Consider the following 20,945-nt stretch of genomic DNA (forward strand, 5'->3'; position numbering starts at 1 on the left):
CTCGATGAGTACGACTTCCGGAACCGGGTCCGAAGCAACCCCGGCGGGGCCCGAAGAGTCCGCGGCCGGTTCCGGCACCGGCGACCAGGAGCTGGGCGTCGCCGGTGCCCAGCTGTCCACCGCGCCCACGGAGGAGCCGCCGAACCTGCCCGCCCTGGGCGTCATCGGCTGGGCCCGCTGGTTCTGGCGGCAGCTCACGTCCATGCGGGTCGCGCTGCTGCTGCTGCTCCTGCTGTCGCTCGCCGCGATCCCCGGCTCGCTCATCCCGCAGACCGGCATCGACAGGACCCGGGTCGACGACTTCCGCGAGCAGCACGACGTCCTCGCACCGATCTACGACACGCTCGGCCTGTTCAACGTCTACAGCTCGGTGTGGTTCTCGGCGATCTACATCCTGCTGTTCGTCTCCCTCATCGGCTGCATCGTGCCCCGCACCTGGCAGTTCGTCGGCCAGCTGCGCGGCCGTCCGCCGGGCGCCCCGCGGCGGCTGACCCGGCTGCCCGCCTACACCACCTGGCGCACCGAGGCCGAGCCCGAGCAGGTCCGTGAGGCCGCCCTGGCCCTGCTGCGGAAGCGCCGCTTCCGCGCCCACCGGGCCGGGGACGCCGTCGCCGCCGAGAAGGGCTATCTGCGGGAGGTCGGCAACCTCACCTTCCACATCGCCCTGATCGTGATGCTGATCGCCTTCGCCTGGGGCCAGCTGTTCAAGTCCGAGGGCAACAAGCTGATCGTCGAGGGCCAGGGCTTCGCCAACACGCTCTCGCAGTACGACGACTTCAAGTCCGGCAACCTCTTCGACGTCGCCGACCTGGAGCCGTTCAGCTTCACCGTGAAGTCCTTCACCGGCACGTACGAGCCCTCCGGCCCCAACAAGGGCACCCCGCGCACCTACGAGACCGAGCTGGTCCACAGCGAGGGCGCCTACGGCAAGGAGAAGACGACCAAGGTCGAGGTGAACAAGCCGCTGAAGGTCGGCGACGCCAAGGTCTACCTCGTCAGCCACGGCTACGCGCCCGTCGTCACCGTCCGCGACGGCGAGGGCAAGGTCGTCTTCAAGGACGCCGTGCCGCTGCTGCCGCTCGACGCGAACGTCACCTCCTCCGGTGTGGTCAAGGTCCTCGACGGCTACCGCAACCCCGAGGGCGAGAAGGAGCAGCTCGGCTTCAACGCCTTCTTCGTGCCCACCTTCGGCGGCTCGGCCGTCGGCACGATGCTCTCCCAGTTCCCGGCACTGGACTACCCGGTGCTCGCACTCTCCGCCTACCACGGCGACCTGAAGGCCGACGCCGGCATTCCGCAGAGCGTCTACCAGATGGACAAGACGAAGATGAAGGAGTTCAAGGACTCCGAGGGCGAGCTGTTCAAGAAGCTGCTGATGCCCGGCGAGACCATGACCCTCCCGGACGGTGCCGGCTCGGTCACCTTCGAGAAGGAGATCAAGGAGTGGGCCGGCTTCCAGATCGTCCAGGAGCCGGGCGGCGGCTGGGCCCTCGCCGGTTCCCTCTTCGCGATCGGCGGCCTCGCCTGCTCCCTGTTCATCCAGCGGCGCCGCGTGTGGGTGCGGGCGGTCGAGGGCCCCGACGGCGTCACCGTCGTCGAGATGGCCGGGCTCGGCCGCAGCGAGTCCGCCAAGGTGCCCGAGGAACTCGGCGACCTGGCCGGAATCCTCTACGACCAGGCTCCCGGCGTCCCCGACGCCGATGACGCCGACGCCGATGACGCCGCCCCCGCAGCATCCGTCGATTCCCCCGACCCCCAAGCCGCATCTGCCGAAGGGGCTGAGAAGCCTTGACTCTCGCCGCCGCAACCGATCTGGCCACCGCCACGAGCCTGGCCGCCGCGAACAACGAGAACCTCGCGGAGATCAGCAATGTGCTGATCTACTCCGCGATGGCTGTCTACACCCTGGCCTTCCTGGCGTACATCGCCGAATGGATCTTCGGCAGCCGCAGCAAGGTCGCCCGCACCGCCGCCGCGCTCACCCCCCGGGCGCAGGCGGCCGGGAAGGCGGCCGGTAAGAGCCCCGCCGTCACCGTCGACACGGCGGGCGGCACCGCCGTGCTGGAGCGGCCGAAGGTCGTCGTACGGGCCGGGGCCGGCACCCGTGACGTGCCCGACGGGCCCGGGGCGCACGGCGGGGACGAGCAGGGCGACCTCTTCGGGCGGATCGCCGTCTCCTTCACGGTGCTCGCCTTCCTGGTCCAGTTCGGTGGTGTGCTCACCCGGGCGCTGTCCGTGCAGCGGGCGCCCTGGGGCAACATGTACGAGTTCAACATCACCTTCACCACCACCGCCGTCGGCGTGTACCTCCTGCTGCTGGTGCTGAAGAAGAACGTGCGCTGGCTCGGGCTGTTCCTGACCACGACCGTGCTGCTCGACCTCGGTGTCGCCATCACCGTCCTGTACACCGAGAGCGACCAGCTGGTCCCCGCGCTCGACTCGTACTGGATGTACATCCACGTCTCCACCGCGATCCTGTGCGGCGCGGTCTTCTACGTCGGCGCGGTCGGCACGATCCTGTACCTGTTCAAGGACTCCTACGAGGGCAAGCTCGCGCGCGGCGGCAAGCCCGGCTCCTTCGCCACCTCCGTCATGGAGCGGCTGCCCGCCTCCGCCTCGCTCGACAAGTTCGCCTACCGCGTCAACGCGGCCGTCTTCCCGCTGTGGACGTTCACGATCATCGCGGGCGCCATCTGGGCCGGCGACGCCTGGGGCCGCTACTGGGGCTGGGACCCCAAGGAGACCTGGTCCTTCATCACCTGGGTCGCCTACGCCGGCTACCTGCACGCCCGCGCCACCGCCGGCTGGAAGGGCCGCAAGGCCGCCTACCTGGCGCTGGCCGCCTTCTGCTGCTGGCTGTTCAACTACTACGGCGTGAACATCTTCGTCTCCGGCAAGCACTCCTACGCCGACGTCGGCCTGGGCGTCCTGCACTCCATCGGGTTCTGAACGCCGTCAGGTTCTGAACGACCCCGGCGCACCGCCCGCGAAGGCCGGTCGCCGTGACCCGGTCTCCGATCCCGGGTCGCGGCGACCGGCCTTCGTCATCACCGCATCACCCCGACACGGGCTCCGGGTCCGTCGCCAGGCGGGCGTGGAGTTCCACGTCGTGGCGGACACCGTCGTATGCGAGCTTCTGCCGTTGCCGTCCTTCCACCGCGAAGCCGGCGGCGCGCGCCACTGCGCACGAGGCGGGATTGTTCACCCGGTGCCCGAGCTCCAGCCGGAAGAGTTCCGCGTCGTCGAAGGCCCAGCGGGCCACAGCACGGCAGGCACGGGAAGCCGTGCCCCGGCCACGAGCCGTCGCCGTCGTCCAGGAGGAGACCCATCCGGTGGCATGACGCCGGTCCACCGGGCCGACACACACCTGGCCGAGCACGAGGCCACCGCCGTCGACGACGGCGAAGGAAAAGGCGGAGCCCGCGGCCCACTGCTCATCACGGGCCGTCGTCCACCGCTCGGCGGCCCGGACGGAGTCGACCGGCTCGCCGGACTGGCCGCGCATGAGCGGATCCGCGAACGCGGTCGTCACCGCCCGGACGTCCTCGGCCCTCCATCTCCGCAGCACCAGGCCGGAGGAGGCATCCACACGATCGCGCACGACGCGAGTCTTCCTCGGCGTTCCTCGCCTGTCACGTCGGTTTCCCCGACCGCCCGGGGCACCGAGAGGTCGTGTCCCGCCATGTGGTGTGGGGCCTTTGCGGCCCCTGCGCTGCGGGACCGGAGGGGGGTGCCGTGCGGAAAACCGTGAGCAGTCGGCGGGCAGGTGTCACTCAAGCGCTCAGATGAGCGGCATCAGGACAGTGGTGGCCGAAGTGCTCACGGCTTCGGGACGGTGTGTCCTCCCCGGGGCATGGAGGCGTGTCCCGGCATCGCCCACGTCGAGCCCGCCGGCAGCGCGACCGACCTCCGGCCCGCGACGCCGCCTTCAGACCCCTTGCACCACCCGGAGGGACACCGTCCGGGGCACCCGACGTGACAGCGCCACAGAACGTGCAGCGCCACAGACGGGGAGCGGAAACCGGGAAACGACGTCGCCCCCCGCCCCTTGACTTTCCCAGTGGGAAAGTGAGACTCTCACTTTCCTACTAGGAAAGTGAGGTGTTGCCATGGACGACATCGCTCCGGAGCAGGCGCGCACCGCCCTCGACGCAGCCGACCGCGCTCGACGCCAAGTGGCCGGGGAAGTCGGCCTGCCCCGCGGCTACTGGTGGGCGATGGCGGCCGGCTGGATCCTGCTGGGCGTGCTCAGCAGCGTGGCGCCACCGTGGCCGGCCGGGATCGCGACCCTGTGCTTCGGCATGGGGCACGCAGTGCTCGCGTCACGTCTGCTCGACGGACGCCGGCGCACGGATCGGCTGCGGGTGAGCGCCGCGGTCGCCGGCCGTCGCATCCCGCTGGTCGTGGTCGGCATGCTGCTCGGGCTCGTCGGGGTCACCGTCCTCGCGGCGCTCGCGCTCGACGCCGACGGCTCCGGTCATGCCGGCATCTGGGCGGCGGTGCTGGTCGCGGCTGTCGTCGGGTTCGGTGGGCCGGACATCCTGCGTGTTCTGCGTCGTTGGGTACGGGCGTGACGAAAGCACGTTTCGACGAGTTGATCCATCCCAGCACCCGTCTGTCTCTGGTGGCGACACTGGCGGCGGCCGACTGGGCCGAGTTCGCCTTCCTCAAGGACCGGTTGGGACTGTCCGACTCCGCGCTGTCCAAGCAGCTCACGACGCTCGAGGAAGCCGGGTACGTCACCACGGAACGCCGCCTCAGCGGCAGCCGCCGGAAGGTACGCGCCCGGCTCACCGGCGCCGGCCGGGATGCCTTCGACGGCCACATCGCGGCGCTGCGGGACATCATCGCCGACGCCGCGACATCGTCCGAAAGCCCTCCGGTGTGAAGCCGCCTCCGCCGCCCCCGAGGACCGGTCCGGCCGGTTGTCCTGCCTCCGGGGCACAGGGAGAGGGCCGGGCCCCGGGGCGGTGGCCGCTCCGGGGCCCGGTGCGTCAGGCTGCCGCGCTCAGCGGTTCGGCCCGGTCGGCGTCGTGCAGGGACCGGATCAGTGCGGAGCGGGCCCGGGCGACGCGGGAACGGACCGTACCGACCGGGCAGTCGCTGAGTTCGGCCGCCTCCGCGTAGGGCAGGCCGAGGAGTTGGGTGAGGACGAACGCCTCACGGCGTTCCGCGGGCAGCGCGTCCAGCAGTTCGGTGAGCGCGATGCCGTCGTCGAAGCCGGGCAGACCGCGCTCCTGGGCGCCCTCGGCGGCGGCCTGCCAGTCGTCGGTGTCGAGGAGACGGGGGCGGGCGGAGGCGTGCCGGTAGCTGTCGATCACCGCGCGTCGGGCGATGGACAGCAGCCAGGTGCGGGCGGAGGAACGCCCCTCGAAACGGTGCAGGCTGCCGAGGGCCCGCAGGAAGGTGTCCTGGGCGAGGTCGTCGGCGGCCTGGGGATCGGCGCTGAGGTAGGTGACGAAGTGGCGGACGTCTCGGTGCAGGGCGCGGACGAGGTTCTCCACGGCCTCCGGGTCGCCGGCGCGGGCGGCGAGTGCCCAGGTCGTGGTCGACTCGTCGAGGGCCGTCCTCTCGGCACGTGTTCTCGCGGTGTGCGGCGTCGTGTCGGATGCGACAGGTGATGCGGCAGACGATGCGGCAGACAGGGCAGGACTGGTCACCTGATGTCCTTCTCGGGAGTCCGGAGGTCCGGCACGGGAACCCGGCGAGCAGAGCGGAGATCCGGCGTGCGGACCGGCCGCGCACGGCGCGCGGCGGATCCGGTGGTGGGGTGGGGGGCGGACCTACGCACAGCGCGCACGGCGGCGTACGTCCGTTGCCCGAGCCGCCGTCCGGGCGCGGGGCGCCCTGGGCGGTGTCGGGGAACCGGCTGTCTCAGACGACAGCGGTCCCCGCCGGCGGGCCCCGAGGAGTGATCGCGTACACGAGGAACAGCCGCTGCGGCCGGTGGGCCGTGCGGCGGTGGCGGGGGGTGACGCGCGGGCGGCGCGGTGGTGCGGCGGGAGCGAGCGGCAGCCGCAGCGGTGCGGCCAGCCATCCGGCGACGGCCCGCAGGATGCGGAAGGCTGCGCGTTCGCCGTACGCGAGCCACAGGCCGCTCAGGAGTGCGGCCAGCAGGTGGGCGGCGAGCATGCCCGCGGAGGACAGGGACGTCCCGTCCATGGTGTGGCCCACCATGTGGCCCGCCCCCGCCATGGAGTCCATCGCGCCCATGGGGCCCGTCGGCTCCGCGACGGAGCTTCCGTGACCCCTGTGGGGCACATGGAGCATGGAGTGCGTGGCGGCCGTCGTGCCGTCCGTGGTGGACGTCGTCGCGCGTTCCTGCGCGTACGAGAACCACAGGTGGAGTGCCGCCTGCGCGGCCGTCACGACGGAGGGGACGAGGACGAGCCCGCGCTCCCGGTCGGCCAGACACCACGCCGCGCCGCCGGTCACCGCCGCTCCGGCGGCGAGGGACCACCACGGCACTCCGGTGCCCGACATCAGGACGTGCCCCAGGGCGGCGAGCAGCACGCAGACGGCCGCGAACACCGCGGCCCGTGTCGTGCGGAAGCACCACCCGGCAGTCATGGCGGCTCATCCTCGCATTCCGGCCTCGCTGTCACGCGGGGGTACGGAAACTTCCCCGGCCCGGCACTCAGCACTCCTCAGGTGATTCACCTCACACCAATAGGCGTGAATCCGCGAGGAGTTGAGCCCGACTTCTGTCCCCGGAGGTGCGTCTGTGACAACGGATCGGACGGGGCGGGCCGGACGGGGCGGGACCCGTCGGGGGACCGACGGGGCGGCGGGCCGCGGCTGCGGGCCCGCGTGGACGGCGTACCCGGCATGGTGCCGTTGCTGGCCGCCGCGGACCCGGAGGCGGCCCGGTCCCCTCTGCGTCGGCACCTCGAACTGTGCCTGGGCGAGCGCCCGTTCCACTGGTCGTGGCGGTACGCACCGGGTGCCGGCCGGCTCGCCGACACTGATCCGCCGCCGGGCTGGAGCCGGGATCCGGCGTGGCTGCTGCTCGCACTCGCCGAGGCCGCGTGCCTGCCGGGCGGCGACGAATTCGCCGGACACGTGGCCTCGTTGGTGCCGGAGCACCTCGTGCCGCCCGCCGACACCGCTCGCCCCGACGGCCCTCGGGACACCTCTGCCGCCGCCGTCACCGCCTCGGCACTGCTCCTGCTGGGCCACCGGGACCGGGCCGTCGCCGTCCTCGAAGAGCTCGTCGGCGGGCAGCTGACCGCCGACGGGCGGCTCCTGGACGGCTGTTACGACCTGGCGGCCGGAACAGCCGTCCGGCACGAGCCGATCTGGGGCACCTTCTTCCTGGCGTACGCCCTCGCGGAGCTCGTCGGCCCGCCGGCTGCCGAAACCGTCCAACCGGCGGTCGGCACCGGCCAGACGGCCACCGGTACCAGCCGACCAGCGGTCGGCACCGGCCAGACGGCCGCCGATACCGGTTGAGGCCGTCTGTCGTCCGTGCGCAGCACGCGGCGCACCACCGACGTGATGTGCAGTGCGTCGGGCCGTCGAGGATGCGGGCCGCGCGGCCGGTGCGGAAGAGGGCGGGCAGGTCGGTGTCCGGGCCGAGGCCCGCCGCACCGTGGACCTGGATCGCCGCGCCGGCCACCTGCCGGAGCGTGCGCGCGGCCGCGACCTCGGCCAGGCCCACCTCCACAGGGGCGTCGTCGCCCGCGTCCAGCAGGGCCACGGCCTCGTGGACGAGCGGCCGGGTGGTCCGCAGGGCGAGCAGCGACTCGAAGACGTGCCGCTGGACGAGTCGCAGGTCGCCGAGCGGGCCGCGGGAGCGGGTGCGGGCGGCGGCCCGGTCCCGCATGAGCTCGAAGGCACGGCCCGCCTGGCCGAGTCAGCGCAGGCTGCGCAGGGTGCGGCCGAGCTGGAGGCGTTCGGCGGCGCCGGCGAGGGCCTTCCCGCGTGCGCCGATCAGGTGGCCGGCGTCCACCGCTACGCCGTCGAGGGCGATCTCCGCCTGCCCCGCCGCACCGAGCACGGGCAGCTCGCGGACCACCCGGAAACCGGGGCGGCGGTGGGGACCAGCAGCAGGGACAGGCCGTCCCGGTCCGGAGCCTCGCCGTCCGTGCGGACGAGGACCGTGACGAGGTCGGCGTCGGCGGCCCCACTGACGAACCACTTGCGTCCGGTCAGCGCCACCCGCTGACCGGACGCTGTCTCCAGGTCGACGTCGCACACGGCCTCGGCCCTGCCGTGCCGGCACACCACGTCGGACATCCGGACGTCCAGTCCTCCCATCCCACCTCCCTGCCGTCCCCCAGCAGTCGGACGGGGGAGGCGGTCGGTTCCCGCGCATCGCGCGGAATCCGGCCGGGGAGCCGTGGCCGTCGAGGCCGTGGTCGGGCCCGTCGTCACCGGGGCGGCGGGGCGGCGGCCCCGCTCACCCGTCAGGGGCCCGGTTCCGTGTCGTGGTGGGTCAGGGGGACGCCGCCCACCGTGAAGCCGATCACCGTGCCGCCGCCGGCCCGGCGTACCGCGTACGGTGCGCCCCCGTGGGCCAGGGCCACCTCGCGCACGATGGACAGGCCGAGGCCCGAACCGGGCAGGGAGCGGGCGTCGGCGGCGCGGTAGAAGCGGTCGAAGACGCGGATCAGGTCGGCGGCCGCGATACCGGGCCCCCGGTCGCGGACCTCCACCCGCACCGTGCCCGGTCGCGCGGGTCCCGCGACGGTGATGTCGATGGGCGCCGTGCCGCCCCGGTCGAACTTGACCGCGTTCTCGACCAGGTTGGACACCGCCCGGGTGAGCATCCCGGGCCGTCCGTCGGTCGTGGTGTCGCCGCTCCTATGGACGACGATCTCCCGTCCGTTGCGGCGCCGGGCCAGTTCCGCCACGTCGTGGGCGATGCCGGCGAGGTCGACGCGCCGCGGCGGCTCGGTGTCGGACTGGCCGGCCGCCAGCTCGACGAGTTCGTTGACCAGGTCGGTCAGCTCACGGGCCTCCTGGGAGAGGTCGGCGACGAGTTCCTCACGGGTGTCCGGCGGGAGTTCGTCGATGCGCCGCAGCAGGGAGATGTTGGTCCGCAACGAGGTGAGCGGGGTGCGCAGTTCGTGCCCCGCGTCCTGGACGAGCCGGCGCTGGTCGTCCTCGGACTGGGCGAGCCGGCCCAGCATCCGGTCGAAGGCGCGGCCGAGCCGGCCCACCTCGTCCCGGCCGGCCACAGGCACCTGGATGTCGAGCCTGCGGGTGCGGGCGACGTCCTCGGCGGCGTCGGTGAGGACGACCAGGCGGCGGGTGATGCGCCGGGCCAGCCACCAGCCGAAGAGACCGGCCCCGACCACCACCGCCGCCATCAGGACGAGGGTGCGCCGCTGGAGGGTCCGCAACAGGTCCTCGGTGTCGCTGAACTCCTGCGCGATCTGGACCGCGCCCCGGCCCTCGCCCAGCGCGACGGTCGCGACGCGGTAGATGTCGTCGCCGACGTCGACGTCCGCGTGCTCGACCACCCGCCCGGCCGTGGCGGCCCCCGCGACCGCGCGGTCGGCGTCGACCACCGGCAGCCCCGGATCACCCGGGTCGACGATCCGGCCGTCCGGCCCCAGCACCTGGACGTCCGTCCGGGCGGGCCGCACCAGGTCGTGGCCGGGGGCGTCGGAGGAGAAGTCGAGCGGTGACATCCGGTTCGACCTGACCTCGCCGCGCAGGTCCTCCACGACCTCGTCGAACACGCTCTGCTGGTCCACCCGGACCAGTCGCGCGGCGGCGCTGTACGACAGGATGCCGACCAGGACGGTGACCGTGGCCGTCACGGCGGCGAACGCCACCGTGAACCTGGTGCCCAGCGACAGCAGCGGCAGCCGGCACCGCCGGGCCCGTGACGCGGGCCGGTCCGGCGCCACTCAGTCCTCCCGCAGCACGTAACCCACCCCGCGCACCGTGTGGATCAGCTGCGGCGCGCCGGGCTCGTCGAGTTTGCGGCGCAGGTAGCCGACGTAGACGGCGAGGTTCTTGGAGCCGGGGCCGAAGTCGTAGCCCCAGATACGGTCGTAGATGGTGGAGTGGTCGAGGACGATGCCCGCGTTGCGGATCAGCAGCTCCAGCAGTTCGAACTCGGTGCGGGTCAGCTCCAGTTCGCGCCGTCCGCGCCAGGCCCGGCGTGCCTGCGGGTCCATGCGCACCCCGGCCGCGGCGAGGTGCCGCCCCAAAGCGGCGTTCGGGGTCTCCCCCGGCTTCCCCTGGTCCCTCGGCTCCCGCGTCTCCCGCGTCGTCCGGGAGTCCGGCTGCTCCTGCGCCGTCGGCGTCCCGTCGGGCGCGGAGGCAGATGCCGGGGCCGGGGCTGCCCGGCGGAGCAGGGCTCGCAGCCGGGCGAAGACCTCCTCGACGTCGAACGGCTTGACGACGTAGTCGTCGGCGCCCGCGTCCAGCCCGGCGATCCGGTCGGCGGTCTCCACCAGTGCCGTCAGCATCAGCACGGGGGTGCGGTCTCCCTCGGCGCGCAGCGCCCGGCAGACCTGGAGGCCGTCGATGCCGGGCATCATCACGTCCAGCAGCAGGACGTCGGGCCGGCTGCGACGGGTCTGTGCCAGCGCCTCGACGCCGTCGGCGACCGCCGTGACCCGGTAGCCCTCCAGGGTCAGGGCGCGTTCCAGGGCGTTGCGGATGGCCCGGTCGTCTTCGGCGAGCAGCACGGTGGGGGTGCGGGGCGCGGTAGGGGACACGGTGCCAGTGTGCCAAGCACCTCCGTCCGGCGGACGGAGCAGTGACCGAAGAGGTGCCTTCTCACCCTGCTCTCACCCCGCCGTGGTCCGGTCGCGGGTGTCCCTTCCCGCGACCGGACCCTCGCGAACGACCGGACCCGGTCGTCTCACCCGGCGGCCGCTGTCCATGGAAGACCGCCGGGAGTCGTGGGGGCTGTGGAGGGCCCCTCAGCCTGCCGACCGCAGCGCGGCCAGCTGCTCCTCGAACGGCACCACGTTGCGCGCGTCGAACTTGTCGTCGACGGCACCCCCGCGTGTGACACGGATCGCGTCACCGCCCGCCGCGCCGCCGTTGCCGTTGACCGTCCCGTTGCCGTTGACCGTCCCGTGGCCGGCGGCCGGCAGGGCGCCCGCCAGGGCGGCCAGCTCACCCGCCGCCCGGTCGATCCGGGCGTCCAGGCCCTTGTCCCCCCAGTCCTGGGACGCGGCGTACACCCCGGTGGGGACGACGACCGCGCGCAGGTGGGCGAAGAGGGGCCGCAGGGAGTGCTCCAGCACCAGCGAGTGCCGGGGCGTGCCCCCGGTCGCGGCGATCAGCACCGGCTTGCCGGCCAGGGCCTCCCGGTCCCGTGCGCCGAGCACGTCGAAGAACGACTTGAACAGCCCGCTGTACGACGCCGAGAACACCGGGGTGACCACGATCACCCCGTCCGCCCCGGTCACCGCGTCCATCGCCGCGGCGAGCGCCGGAGCCGGGAAACCGCTGGTGAAGTTGTGCGCGATGTCCACCGCGAGGTCCCGCAGTTCGATCACCGGTACCTCGGACGGAGCCTGCCCGGTGGCCGCGGCGGCCAGCCGCTCCCCGAGCAGGCGGGTGGACGACGGCACGCTCAGCCCGGCCGACACCACGACGATGTTCACGGCGTTCACGGCGTTCATGTCGTTCATGCCTTGCTCGCTTCCCGGCCGGCCAGCCGCGAGGAGTGCGTCGGCGCGGCCGGCACGTCGGCCGGGCGGTCCTTGGCGAACTCCTTGCGCAGCACCGGCACCACTTCCTCGCCGAGCAGGTCGAGCTGCTCGAGCACGGTCTTCAGCGGCAGTCCCGCGTGGTCCATGAGGAACAGCTGGCGCTGGTAGTCACCCGCGTAGTCGCGGAAGGACAGCGTCTTCTCGATGACCTGCTGCGGGGAGCCCACGGTCAGCGGGGTCTGCGCGGTGAACTCCTCCAACGAGGGCCCGTGCCCGTAGACGGGGGCGACGTCGAAGTACGGACGGAACTCGCGCACGGCGTCCTGCGAGTTCTTCCGCATGAACACCTGACCGCCGAGGCCGACGATCGCCTGCTCGGCCGTGCCGTGCCCGTAGTGCGCGTACCGGGTCCGGTAGAGCTCGATCATCCGCTTGGTGTGGTCGGCCGGCCAGAAGATGTTGTTGTGGAAGAAGCCGTCACCGTAGTAGGCGGCCTGCTCGGCGATCTCGGGCGAGCGGATCGACCCGTGCCAGACGAACGGCGGCACCTCGTCCAGCGGGCGGGGCGTGGAGGTGAAGCCCTGCAGCGGGGTGCGGAACTTGCCCTCCCAGTTGACGACGTCCTCGCGCCACAGCCGGTGCAGCAGGGCGTAGTTCTCGATGGCGAGGTTGATGCCCTGGCGGATGTCCTGGCCGAACCAGGGGTAGACCGGTCCGGTGTTGCCGCGCCCCATCATCACGTCCATCCGGCCGTCGGCCAGGTGCTGGAGCATGGCGAAGTCCTCGGCGATCTTCACCGGGTCGTTGGTGGTGATGAGGGTGGTGGAGGTGGAGAGGATCAGCCGCTCCGTGCGCGCGGCGATGTAGCCGAGCATGGTCGTCGGCGAGGACGGGACGAACGGCGGGTTGTGGTGCTCGCCGGTCGCGAACACGTCCAGGCCCACCTCCTCGGCCTTCAGCGCGATGGCGACCATGGCCTTGATCCGCTCGCGCTCGGTGGGGGTACGCCCCGTCGTGGGGTCGGGCGTGACGTCGCCGACGCTGAAGATCCCGAACTGCATGGCCGTTCACCCTCCAAATTGGTTTACGGTTCAACTATACCGGCTCAACCACTCCCCCTCCCCCCTTATTCCGGTATCCCGCATCCGGTCTGCGAAGCTGCCCCCATGCTCATCGCCCGCTCCGCCGCCCTGTTCGTCCTCGCCGCGATCCTGGAGATCGGGGGCGCCTGGCTGGTCTGGCAGGGCGTGCGGGAACAACGCGGCTGGATGTGGGCGACCGGCGGCGTCCTCGCCCTCGGCGCGTACGGGTTCGTCGCCACCTTCCAGCCCGACGCGCACTTCGGCCGCGTGCTCGCCGCGTACGGGGGCATCTTCGTCGCCGGGTCGATCCTGTGGGGCGCGCTCGCGGACGGCTACCGCCCGGACCGCTGGGACATCACCGGCGCCCTGATCTGCCTGGCCGGAATGGCCGTGATCATGTGGGCGCCGCGCAGCGGCTGACCGCGCGCCCGCGCGCCCGGACGGCTCCGGACACTCCCCGGCGGCCCGCATATGCTGGCCCGGCACGGCACCGTCCGCACGGATCCACCCGGAGGAGCACCCCATGGCCACCGCCGCACCGCCCGCAGCGTCTCGTATCGCCGTCGTCACCGGCGCGAGCAGCGGTATCGGCGCCGCCACGGCCCGCGGGCTCGCCGAGGCCGGTTACCGCGTCGTCCTCACCGCCCGCCGCAAGGACCGTATCGAGGCGCTCGCCGAGGAGATCAACGCGGCCGGCCACGCGGCCACCGCGTACCCGCTCGACGTCACCGACCGCGCGGCCGTCGACGAGTTCGCCACCGCGTTCAAGACCATCGGCGTCCTGGTCAACAACGCGGGCGGCGCGCTGGGCGCCGACCCGGTCGCGACCGGCGACCCGGACGACTGGCGCCGGATGTACGAGACCAACGTCATCGGCACCCTCCACCTCACCCAGGCCCTGCTGCCCCGGCTGGAGGCGAGCGGCGACGGCACGGTCGTCGTCGTCTCCTCGACGGCCGGCCACGCCACCTACGAGGGCGGCGCGGGCTACGTCGCCGCCAAGCACGCCCAGCACGTCCTGGCCGAGACCCTCCGCCTGGAGATCGTCGGCCGGCCCGTGCGCGTCGTCGAGATCGCGCCGGGCATGGTGAAGACCGAGGAGTTCGCCCTCACCCGCTTCGACGGCGACACGGAGAAGGCCGCCCGGGTGTACGAGGGCGTCGCCGAGCCGCTCACCGCGGACGACGTCGCCGACACCATCACCTGGGCGGTGACCCGCCCGAGCCATGTCAACATCGACCTGCTGGTCGTGCGCCCCCGGGCCCAGGCGTCGAACACCAAGGTCCACCGGGAGCCGTGACGGCCGCGACCCGCGGGCCGGTCAGCCCTTCACCGGTCAGCCCTTCACACAGACGACCTGCTTCAGCTTCGCCACGACCTCCACGAGGTCCCGCTGCTGGTCGATGACCTGCTCGATCGGCTTGTACGCGCCCGGGATCTCGTCCACGACACCGGAGTCCTTGCGGCACTCCACGCCCCGTGTCTGCTCCTCCAGGTCCTTCGTCGAGAAGCGCCGCTTCGCCGCGTTGCGGCTCATGCGCCGGCCGGCGCCGTGCGACGCCGAGTTGAACGAATCGGCGTTCCCGAGGCCCTTGACGATGTACGAGCCCGTGCCCATGGAGCCCGGGATGATCCCGAACTCGCCGGAGCCCGCGCGGATCGCCCCCTTGCGGGTGACGAGCAGGTCCATGCCGTCGTAGCGCTCCTCGGCCACGTAGTTGTGGTGCGCGCTGATCTCCGCCTCGAAGGCCGGCTTCGCCTTCTTGAACTCCTTGCGGATCACGTCCTTCAGCAACGCCATCATGATCGAACGGTTTCGCTTCGCGTACTCCTGCGCCCAGAACAGGTCGTTCCGGTAGGCCGCCATCTGCGGGGTGTCCGCCACGAAGACGGCGAGGTCACGGTCGACCAGGCCCTGGTTGTGCGGGAGCTTCTGCGCCACCCCGATGTGGTGCTCGGCCAGTTCCTTGCCGATGTTCCGGGAACCGGAGTGCAGCATCAGCCAGACCGCACCGGTCGTGTCCGTGCAGACCTCGACGAAGTGGTTGCCCGAGCCAAGCGTTCCCATCTGCTTCGTGGCCCGCTCCTGACGGAACCTGACCGCTTCCGCCACGCCGTCGAAGCGCCCCCAGAAGTCGTCCCAGCCGCCGGTCGTGAAGCCGTGCAGCCGGGCCGGGTCCACGGGGGAATCGTGCATCCCGCGCCCGACCGGGATCATCTGCTCGATCCTCGAGCGCAGCCGGGACAGGTCGCCCGGCAGGTCGTCGGCCGTCAGGGACGTCCGCACCGCCGACATGCCGCAGCCGATGTCGACCCCGACCGCCGCAGGACACACCGCGCCCCGCATCGCGATGACCGAGCCGACCGTCGCGCCCTTCCCGTAGTGCACGTCCGGCATCACGGCGAGGCCCTTGATCCAGGGCAGGGTCGCCACGTTCCGCAACTGCTGGAGGGCGCCCTCCTCCACCGTCGCCGGGTCCGTCCACAGACGGATCGGCACCTTCGCACCCGGTATCTCCACGTACGGCATATCGTCCTCATTCCCCCGAAAAACAGCATAAGCACAAAAGAGCAAAAGCCGTCGTTCAGGTCGACGAAGCGGACTTCGGACCGGCGTTCACGGCAGTGCGTGCGATACACATTGTCTGCCGGGGGTGCCCCCGTGCGGCAAGCGATTAACCAGCGGGGACACTGAGAGACCCGGCGGGCTGCGGCCCGCACCCGCCCGTCGAGAGGAGCCCGGCCGTGCAGCGGAGGGCCTACGTACCCGGCGTCGCCGCGCTCCTCGCGGCCCTGCTGGCCGGATGCACCGGAAGTTCGGGCAGCGGAAGCCAGTCGGACAACTCCAACCCGGGCAGCGCCGGTACGGCCTCCCCGGTGGCCCAGCCGGGCAGATACGCCACGCTCCCCGAGCCCTGCGGCGCGATCGGCCCCAAGACGCTCGACGAACTCCTGCCCGGCATCAGGGAGATGGCCGATCAGCCGCAGCGCGAGAAGGCGTACGCGGGCGAGCCGGCCCTCACGTACGACACCGACCGCAAGGTGGGCTGCCGTTGGAAGGTGGAGTCGTCCCAGGCCACCGGTCGCCTGGTGATCGACCTCGAGCGGGTCGTCTCCTACGACAACGCCGTCAGCGACGACAACCAGGCCCAGCAACTCTTCGCGACGAAGCAGGAGGCGGCCGACCTCCCGGAACCGACGACCACGGAGTCCGGTTCCGCTTCCCCGGACACCTCCCCCTCACCGGGTTCCTCCGACTCCCCCGACCCCACCGGCTCTTCCGACCCCACCGGCTCTTCCGACCCCACTGGTTCTTCCGGCTCTTCCGGTTCTTCTGGTTCCTCCGCACCGTCCGACGCCGCGTCCTCGGCTTCCGGCTCACCGTCCGACGGCGGCTCCTCCCCCGCGTCGCCGTCCACCTCGCCCTCCGGCCTCCAGCCCCGCGTCCTGGAGGAGTTCGGCGACGAGGCCTTCATCGACGACGAGCTGAGCAGCTCCGGTTCGACCGCGGAGCAGCGCACGGTGACTGTGGCGTTTCGCACGTCCAACGTGATCGTGACGATCGAGTACACGGAGCAGCCGGCGACCGTCGGTGCCGTCCCGGACAGCAAGGAAATGCAGGACAGGGCAAGGAAACTGGCGTCCCTGCTGGCCGATTCGCTGAGCGGCTGAGCCCCGCTCGCACTTCCTCCACCGCCCTGCGCGAAACGCCCGAAGGAAGACCACACGAACGGCGCACCGCGTACGGTGACCCCTCGGACCCCTTTTCGACCGCAGGTTCGACCACGGGTTCGACCGCAGGGAACACGAGCGTCATGAGTGAAGGAACCATGCAGCGACGAGCAGAGTGTGACATGGGGGTACCGCCCACGCCGTCCGGGCAGCGGGGGAGAGCCAAGCGCCTCAACCGCGTTCTTGTCTGCGCGGCGGCCGTCCCCGCGATGCTGATCGCCGCCGGCTGCTCCTCGGACTCCGGCTCCGACGGCGGCGAGGACAAGGCGGCCGGCGCCTCCGCGTCGGCGTCCGCGAGCCCGTCCCCGACGGTGCGGGCGGCGGTGTACACGGACCTCCCGGAGGCGTGCGGCGCCCTGTCGGAGAAGACCCTGGACGACCTCGTGCCCAAGGCGAAGTCGGGCAAGGAGAGCCAGTCCGACGACATCGCCACGCGTGCCGGCTGCTCCTGGGACAGCCTCACCAACAACGGTGTGGACGGCTCGCAGTTCCGCTGGCTGAACGTGTCGATGCTGCGCTTCGACTCGGACGTCGCACGCGGCGCGGGCGACGAACTGGCCAAGGAGTACTACGCCAAGCAGGTCAAGGACGTCCAGGCCACCGACGGCGCCAAGGGCCTCGAGGCGGAGCCGCTCTCCGGCACCGGCGACGAGGCGACGGCCGTGCGCTACGACCTGAAGAAGAAGGAAGGCACCTTCAAGCAGCAGACGGTGGTGGCGCGCGTCGAGAACGTGGTCATCACCCTCGACTACAACGGGGCGGGCCTCGCCGGGGACAAGACGCCGAGCGCCGACGACCTGATGAAGGACGCGAAGAAGGCGGCCGCGGAAGCGGTGACGTCCGTGACCGGGACCAAGGACGGCAAGGACGACAAGGGCAGCAAGGACGACAAGGCCGACGAGGGCGACAAGAACAGCAAGAACGGCAAGGACGACGGAGACGGCGGGGCCCCCGGGAGCGGCGCGCCGCTGGAGTCGAAGAGCTGACGAACGGGCACAGAAGCGTGCACGGAGACGTACCCGAAAGCGCACACGGGACCGTGCGGTGAGGCTCTGGTACCGAACCGGCCACCCGTCCTCCGCACACATGTGCCACTCTGTTGCGCGCAACAACACGCAAGAGGAGGGGAGTACGGGTGGCCGCGCCCATTCAGCTGACTCGCACGCACCGGATACTCATCGGCGTGGTCGTCGCCGGAGCCGTGGTCATCGCCGGGATCGGCTTCGCGGGTTCGTACGCGGCCGTCCGTGAACTGGCCCTGCAGAAGGGCTTCGGCAACTTCAGCTACGTGTTCCCGATCGGCATCGACGCCGGCATCTGCGTCCTGCTGGCCCTGGACCTGCTGCTGACCTGGATCCGCATCCCCTTCCCGCTGCTGCGGCAGACGGCGTGGCTGCTGACGGCGGCCACGATCGCCTTCAACGGCGCGGCGGCCTGGCCGGATCCGCTCGGCGTGGGGATGCACAGCGTGATCCCCGTCCTGTTCGTGGTGTCGGTGGAGGCCGCCCGGCACGCGGTCGGCCGGATCGCCGACATCACCGCGGACAAGCACATGGAGGGCGTCCGCCTCACCCGGTGGGTGTTGTCGCCGATCCCCACGTTCCTGCTGTGGCGGCGGATGAAGCTGTGGGAGCTGCGGTCCTACGAGCAGGTCATCAAGCTGGAGCAGGAACGTCTCGTCTACCAGGCCCGGATGCGCTCCCGCTTCGGCCGGAGCTGGCGCCGCAAGGCCCCGGTGGAGTCCCTGATGCCGCTGCGCCTGGCCAAGTACGGCGTCCCCCTCGCCGAGACGGCCCCGGCGGGCCTGGCGGCGGCCGGCATCGAACCGGCCGTGCTCCCGCCGGCCCCCGAGCACCGGACGGCCGTGGACGGCGGCCCGGCCATGACGTCACCGGCGCCCGCCCTGCAGCAGGCGGCCCCGCCCACCGAGCGGCGCCCCGAGCTGACGGGCGACCCCGACACCGCGGCCCCCCGAAACCCCCAGGCTCTTCCGGACTCCCAGGACCTCCAGGACCTCCGCACCCCCCAGGGCCCCCCGGACCTCCGCAAGTCCCCGGACGCGCAGGAGCCCGCGGCACAGCCCCCGTCCGACCGGCAGCCCGCCCCGGACCAGAACCAGTGGCTGCACTCCCGGCACCCGCAGACCGTCGAGTACCACGGCGGCTACGACCCCACGTACGACCCGGACACCGCGTACGCCCAGTGGTACGCGGAGCAGGAGCAGGCCGAGCAGTACCGCCGGCAGTTCGAGGAGGCGCCCCCGCTGCGGGAGCCGTCCCCGGAGGACACCGGCACCTTCCCCATCCCGGTCGGCCCGGGCCGCACCCGTGAACTGGGCGACGGCGGCGGCCCTCCGGAGCCCCAGGTCCAGGCCCCTGACACCGAGGACTACTACAGGCTGTTCAAGCAGTCGATAAGTGGCGGCGGCTACCCGACTCCGCGCGAGTTCGGCGAATACGTCGAGGCGACGTACGGCCACGCCCTGCTGGACGCCGACGCCAAGCGCATGGTCCTGGACTTCCAGAACCGCCACTCCGTCGAGCTGGAGGAAGAACACATCGCGTGACCCGCAGGTCCGCATGCCCCGCACGCGGACGAGCACGCGGTGGAACGGCGACGGGGGCGCCCGGTGGAACACCGGGCGCCCCCGTCCTCGTACGTGTCGCTGTGCCGGTCAGTGACCGAGCAGCCTCCGCACCCGGTCCTGGCCCACCGCGAGCAGCAGGGTGGGCAGGCGCGGGCCGGTGTCACGGCCGACCAGCAGGTGGTAGAGCAGCGCGAAGAAGGACCGCTGCGCAGTCTTGATCTCCGCCGGCAGCTCCTTCGGCGTGGCGTCCGCGGGGAAACCGGCCTGCACCTTGGGAACCCCGTACACGTGGTGCGTGAGCCCGTCCAGCGACCAGTGGTCGGCCAGCCCGTCGACCAGCAGCCGCAGGGACTCCCTGCCCTGCTCGTCGAGCGACTTCAGCAGCTCCTCGTCCGGCTCCGTACGGACGATGGTGCGCTGGTCGGCGGGGACGTGGAGGGAGATCCACGCCTCGGCCTTGTCGTAGCGCGGCCGCGCCTCGTCCAGGGAACCCAGCGGGTTCGCGGGGTCGAAGTCGCTGAGGATGCGCAGCGCCTGGTCCGGGTGCCCGCCGGTGATGTCGGCGACGGAGGCGAGGGTGCGGTACGGCAGCGGCCGGGGCGTCCTCGGCAGCGCGCCGCTCGCCGTGCCCACCGCGCGGGAGTGCGCGGCGACGTCGGCGGGCAGCCCGGTGCCCTCGGCAACCTTGGCGTCGAGCCGGTCCCACTCGTCGTAGAGGCGCTGGATCTCCTGGTCGAAGGCGATCTTGAAGGACTGGTTGGGCCGGCGGCGGGCGTACAGCCAGCGCAGCAGCTGCGGCTCCATGATCTTCAGCGCGTCGGCGGGGGTCGGCACGCCACCGCGCGAGGACGACATCTTCGCCATGCCGCTGATCCCGACGAACGCGTACATCGGGCCGATCGGCTGCTTGCCGCCGAAGATCCCGACGATCTGCCCGCCGACCTGGAACGACGACCCCGGCGACGAGTGGTCGACGCCGGACGGCTCGAAGATCACGCCCTCGTACGCCCAGCGCATCGGCCAGTCGACCTTCCAGACCAGCTTGCCGCGGTTGAACTCGCTCAGCCGGACCGTCTCCGAGAAGCCGCACTCGGTGCAGGCGTAGGTCAGCTCGGTGGAGTCGTCGTCGTAGGCGGTGACGGTGGTGAGGTCCTTCCCGCAGTTGCCGCAGAACGGCTTGTACGGGAAGTAGCCGGCGGAGCCGAGGCTGCCGTCGTCCTCGGCGGCCGCGCCGGAGCCCTCCGCCGCCTCCAGCTCCGCCTCGTCGACCGGCTTCTGCTGCTGCTTCTTCGCCGGGGCCGGGGCCTTCTTGGTGCGGTACTGCGCGAGGATCGCGTCGATGTCGCCGCGGTGCTTCATGGCGTGCAGGATCTGCTCGCGGTAGGCACCGGAGGTGTACTGCTCCGTCTGGCTGATCCCGTCGAACTCCACGCCCAGCTCGGCGAGCGACTCGACCATGGCGGCCTTGAAGTGCTCGGCCCAGCTCGGGTACGGGGAGCCCTTGGGAGCGGGGACCGAGGTGAGCGGCTTGCCGATGTGCTCGGCCCACGTCTCGTCGACGCCCTCGACCCCGGCGGGGACCTTGCGGTACCGGTCGTAGTCGTCCCAGGAGATCAGGTGCCGCACCTGGTGGCCGCGGCGGCGGATCTCGTCGGCGACCAGGTGCGGGGTCATGACCTCGCGGAGGTTCCCGAGGTGGATCGGGCCCGACGGTGACAGTCCGGACGCGACGACGACGGGTTTGCCCGGGGCCCGACGCTCCGATTCCTCGATGACGTCATCCGCGAAACGGGAGACCCAGTCGGTGGTCTCGGTGCTCTGAGCCACGATCGGCACGTCCTTCTTTCTGCTCGGGCAGCCGGTACGGTCGCACGGCTGACCCCTCCATTCTCCCAGCCCGGACCGCATCCGCGAAAA

The 20,945-nt window shown here is 71.9% G+C and carries 20 protein-coding genes and 1 pseudogene; 10 read left to right on the forward strand and 11 right to left on the reverse strand.

Annotation, left to right across the window (positions count from 1 at the left end):
• Positions 1–4: 4 nt before the first annotated feature.
• Together resB and ccsB are read left to right on the forward strand one after the other, a co-directional pair.
• A complete protein-coding gene (resB, locus tag ACTWJ9_RS13915) occupies positions 5–1,792 on the forward strand; it encodes a cytochrome c biogenesis protein ResB (RefSeq protein WP_443295766.1) in 1,788 nt (595 codons plus the stop codon).
• Complete coding sequence (gene ccsB / locus ACTWJ9_RS13920) at positions 1,789–2,949, forward strand: c-type cytochrome biogenesis protein CcsB (protein WP_387040633.1); 1,161 nt, start codon at positions 1,789–1,791, stop codon at positions 2,947–2,949. Before resB ends, ccsB begins: the two co-directional genes overlap by 4 nt.
• A 106-nt stretch (positions 2,950–3,055) precedes the next feature.
• On the opposite strand, the gene ACTWJ9_RS13925 is transcribed toward ccsB, so the two are convergent.
• Positions 3,056–3,601 carry a GNAT family N-acetyltransferase gene (locus ACTWJ9_RS13925; RefSeq protein ID WP_443295767.1) on the reverse strand — a complete coding sequence of 182 codons (546 nt, stop codon included), beginning with the start codon at positions 3,599–3,601 and terminating at the stop codon, positions 3,056–3,058.
• Positions 3,602–4,109: 508 nt separating this feature from the next.
• On the opposite strand from ACTWJ9_RS13925, the gene ACTWJ9_RS13930 reads away from it, so the two are divergent.
• Together ACTWJ9_RS13930 and ACTWJ9_RS13935 are read left to right on the forward strand one after the other, a co-directional pair.
• The gene (locus tag ACTWJ9_RS13930) at positions 4,110–4,574 is read left to right on the forward strand and encodes a hypothetical protein (protein WP_279334550.1); all 465 of its coding nucleotides are present in this window, start codon (positions 4,110–4,112) and stop codon (positions 4,572–4,574) included.
• Positions 4,571–4,888 (forward strand): transcriptional regulator, encoded by a 318-nt coding sequence (locus ACTWJ9_RS13935; protein WP_279334551.1) that lies wholly within the window; start codon positions 4,571–4,573, stop codon positions 4,886–4,888. Before ACTWJ9_RS13930 ends, ACTWJ9_RS13935 begins: the two co-directional genes overlap by 4 nt.
• Positions 4,889–4,994: 106 nt before the next feature.
• On the opposite strand, the gene ACTWJ9_RS13940 is transcribed toward ACTWJ9_RS13935, so the two are convergent.
• The gene (locus tag ACTWJ9_RS13940; RefSeq protein WP_387042020.1) at positions 4,995–5,660 is read right to left on the reverse strand and encodes a sigma-70 family RNA polymerase sigma factor; all 666 of its coding nucleotides are present in this window, start codon (positions 5,658–5,660) and stop codon (positions 4,995–4,997) included.
• Positions 5,661–5,874: 214 nt separating this feature from the next.
• Entirely contained in the window at positions 5,875–6,570 is a 696-nt protein-coding gene (locus ACTWJ9_RS13945; RefSeq protein ID WP_387042023.1) for a hypothetical protein, read from the reverse strand.
• A gap of 240 nt (positions 6,571–6,810) precedes the next feature.
• On the opposite strand from ACTWJ9_RS13945, the gene ACTWJ9_RS13950 reads away from it, so the two are divergent.
• Positions 6,811–7,452, forward strand: a complete 642-nt coding sequence (locus ACTWJ9_RS13950; RefSeq protein ID WP_443295943.1) for a hypothetical protein — start codon at positions 6,811–6,813, stop codon at positions 7,450–7,452.
• 115 nt (positions 7,453–7,567) lie between these two features.
• Here the strand turns inward: ACTWJ9_RS13950 and ACTWJ9_RS13955 are convergent.
• The 6 genes and pseudogenes from ACTWJ9_RS13955 to ACTWJ9_RS13980 form a co-directional block, all read right to left on the reverse strand.
• A pseudogene (locus ACTWJ9_RS13955) lies at positions 7,568–7,825 on the reverse strand (acyl-CoA dehydrogenase family protein); the annotation flags it as partial.
• A gap of 128 nt (positions 7,826–7,953) precedes the next feature.
• The gene (locus tag ACTWJ9_RS13960) at positions 7,954–8,259 is read right to left on the reverse strand and encodes an acyl-CoA dehydrogenase family protein (protein WP_423836092.1); all 306 of its coding nucleotides are present in this window, start codon (positions 8,257–8,259) and stop codon (positions 7,954–7,956) included.
• A gap of 149 nt (positions 8,260–8,408) precedes the next feature.
• A complete protein-coding gene (locus ACTWJ9_RS13965; RefSeq protein WP_443295768.1) occupies positions 8,409–9,860 on the reverse strand; it encodes an ATP-binding protein in 1,452 nt (483 codons plus the stop codon).
• The gene (locus ACTWJ9_RS13970) at positions 9,861–10,679 is read right to left on the reverse strand and encodes a response regulator transcription factor (RefSeq protein WP_279334555.1); all 819 of its coding nucleotides are present in this window, start codon (positions 10,677–10,679) and stop codon (positions 9,861–9,863) included. It lies immediately after the preceding gene.
• Positions 10,680–10,886: 207 nt separating this feature from the next.
• Complete coding sequence (locus tag ACTWJ9_RS13975) at positions 10,887–11,579, reverse strand: CE1759 family FMN reductase (protein WP_423836159.1); 693 nt, start codon at positions 11,577–11,579, stop codon at positions 10,887–10,889.
• Positions 11,580–11,602: 23 nt separating this feature from the next.
• Entirely contained in the window at positions 11,603–12,688 is a 1,086-nt protein-coding gene (locus tag ACTWJ9_RS13980) for an LLM class flavin-dependent oxidoreductase (RefSeq protein WP_387041036.1), read from the reverse strand.
• Positions 12,689–12,793: 105 nt separating this feature from the next.
• Here ACTWJ9_RS13980 and ACTWJ9_RS13985 point away from each other — a divergent pair, with 105 nt between their 5' ends.
• Positions 12,794–13,129 (forward strand): YnfA family protein, encoded by a 336-nt coding sequence (locus ACTWJ9_RS13985; protein ID WP_387041039.1) that lies wholly within the window; start codon positions 12,794–12,796, stop codon positions 13,127–13,129.
• Positions 13,130–13,232: 103 nt separating this feature from the next.
• Positions 13,233–14,009 carry an SDR family NAD(P)-dependent oxidoreductase gene (locus ACTWJ9_RS13990; protein WP_279334559.1) on the forward strand — a complete coding sequence of 259 codons (777 nt, stop codon included), beginning with the start codon at positions 13,233–13,235 and terminating at the stop codon, positions 14,007–14,009.
• A 36-nt stretch (positions 14,010–14,045) separates the two neighbouring features.
• Here the strand turns inward: ACTWJ9_RS13990 and ACTWJ9_RS13995 are convergent, their stop codons facing one another.
• Positions 14,046–15,239 carry an RtcB family protein gene (locus ACTWJ9_RS13995; protein WP_387041043.1) on the reverse strand — a complete coding sequence of 398 codons (1,194 nt, stop codon included), beginning with the start codon at positions 15,237–15,239 and terminating at the stop codon, positions 14,046–14,048.
• A 215-nt stretch (positions 15,240–15,454) separates the two neighbouring features.
• Between ACTWJ9_RS13995 and ACTWJ9_RS14000 the strand changes: the two genes are divergently transcribed.
• The 3 genes from ACTWJ9_RS14000 to ACTWJ9_RS14010 all read left to right on the forward strand — a co-directional run bounded on the left by ACTWJ9_RS14000 (position 15,455) and on the right by ACTWJ9_RS14010 (position 19,007).
• The gene (locus ACTWJ9_RS14000; protein ID WP_443295769.1) at positions 15,455–16,381 is read left to right on the forward strand and encodes a DUF3558 domain-containing protein; all 927 of its coding nucleotides are present in this window, start codon (positions 15,455–15,457) and stop codon (positions 16,379–16,381) included.
• 143 nt (positions 16,382–16,524) lie between these two features.
• Positions 16,525–17,427: a DUF3558 family protein gene (locus tag ACTWJ9_RS14005; protein ID WP_423836093.1), complete on the forward strand. Its 903-nt coding sequence runs from the start codon at positions 16,525–16,527 to the stop codon at positions 17,425–17,427.
• A gap of 149 nt (positions 17,428–17,576) precedes the next feature.
• Positions 17,577–19,007: a DUF2637 domain-containing protein gene (locus tag ACTWJ9_RS14010; protein ID WP_443295770.1), complete on the forward strand. Its 1,431-nt coding sequence runs from the start codon at positions 17,577–17,579 to the stop codon at positions 19,005–19,007.
• Positions 19,008–19,115: 108 nt separating this feature from the next.
• On the opposite strand, the gene lysS is transcribed toward ACTWJ9_RS14010, so the two are convergent.
• Positions 19,116–20,864 (reverse strand): lysine--tRNA ligase, encoded by a 1,749-nt coding sequence (gene lysS / locus ACTWJ9_RS14015; protein ID WP_279334564.1) that lies wholly within the window; start codon positions 20,862–20,864, stop codon positions 19,116–19,118.
• Between the last annotated feature and the right edge of the window lie 81 nt (positions 20,865–20,945).

The organism is Streptomyces sp. GDS52, assembly GCF_052246875.1.
GTDB lineage: Bacteria > Actinomycetota > Actinomycetes > Streptomycetales > Streptomycetaceae > Streptomyces > Streptomyces cathayae.

What these genes read in the sequence shown, in the direction of transcription:
- ACTWJ9_RS13930 (WP_279334550.1), top strand. Translation starts at nt 4,110, where the DNA reads ATGGACGACATCGCTCCGGAGCAGGCGCGCACCGCCCTCGACGCAGCC.
- ACTWJ9_RS13945 (WP_387042023.1), bottom strand. Translation starts at nt 6,570, where the DNA reads ATGACTGCCGGGTGGTGCTTCCGCACGACACGGGCCGCGGTGTTCGCG.
- ACTWJ9_RS13985 (WP_387041039.1), top strand. Translation starts at nt 12,794, where the DNA reads ATGCTCATCGCCCGCTCCGCCGCCCTGTTCGTCCTCGCCGCGATCCTG.
- ACTWJ9_RS14005 (WP_423836093.1), top strand. Translation starts at nt 16,525, where the DNA reads ATGAGTGAAGGAACCATGCAGCGACGAGCAGAGTGTGACATGGGGGTA.
- ACTWJ9_RS13995 (WP_387041043.1), bottom strand. Translation starts at nt 15,239, where the DNA reads ATGCCGTACGTGGAGATACCGGGTGCGAAGGTGCCGATCCGTCTGTGG.
- ACTWJ9_RS13960 (WP_423836092.1), bottom strand. Translation starts at nt 8,259, where the DNA reads ATGGGAGGACTGGACGTCCGGATGTCCGACGTGGTGTGCCGGCACGGC.
- ACTWJ9_RS13980 (WP_387041036.1), bottom strand. Translation starts at nt 12,688, where the DNA reads ATGCAGTTCGGGATCTTCAGCGTCGGCGACGTCACGCCCGACCCCACG.
- ACTWJ9_RS13990 (WP_279334559.1), top strand. Translation starts at nt 13,233, where the DNA reads ATGGCCACCGCCGCACCGCCCGCAGCGTCTCGTATCGCCGTCGTCACC.
- resB (WP_443295766.1), top strand. Translation starts at nt 5, where the DNA reads ATGAGTACGACTTCCGGAACCGGGTCCGAAGCAACCCCGGCGGGGCCC.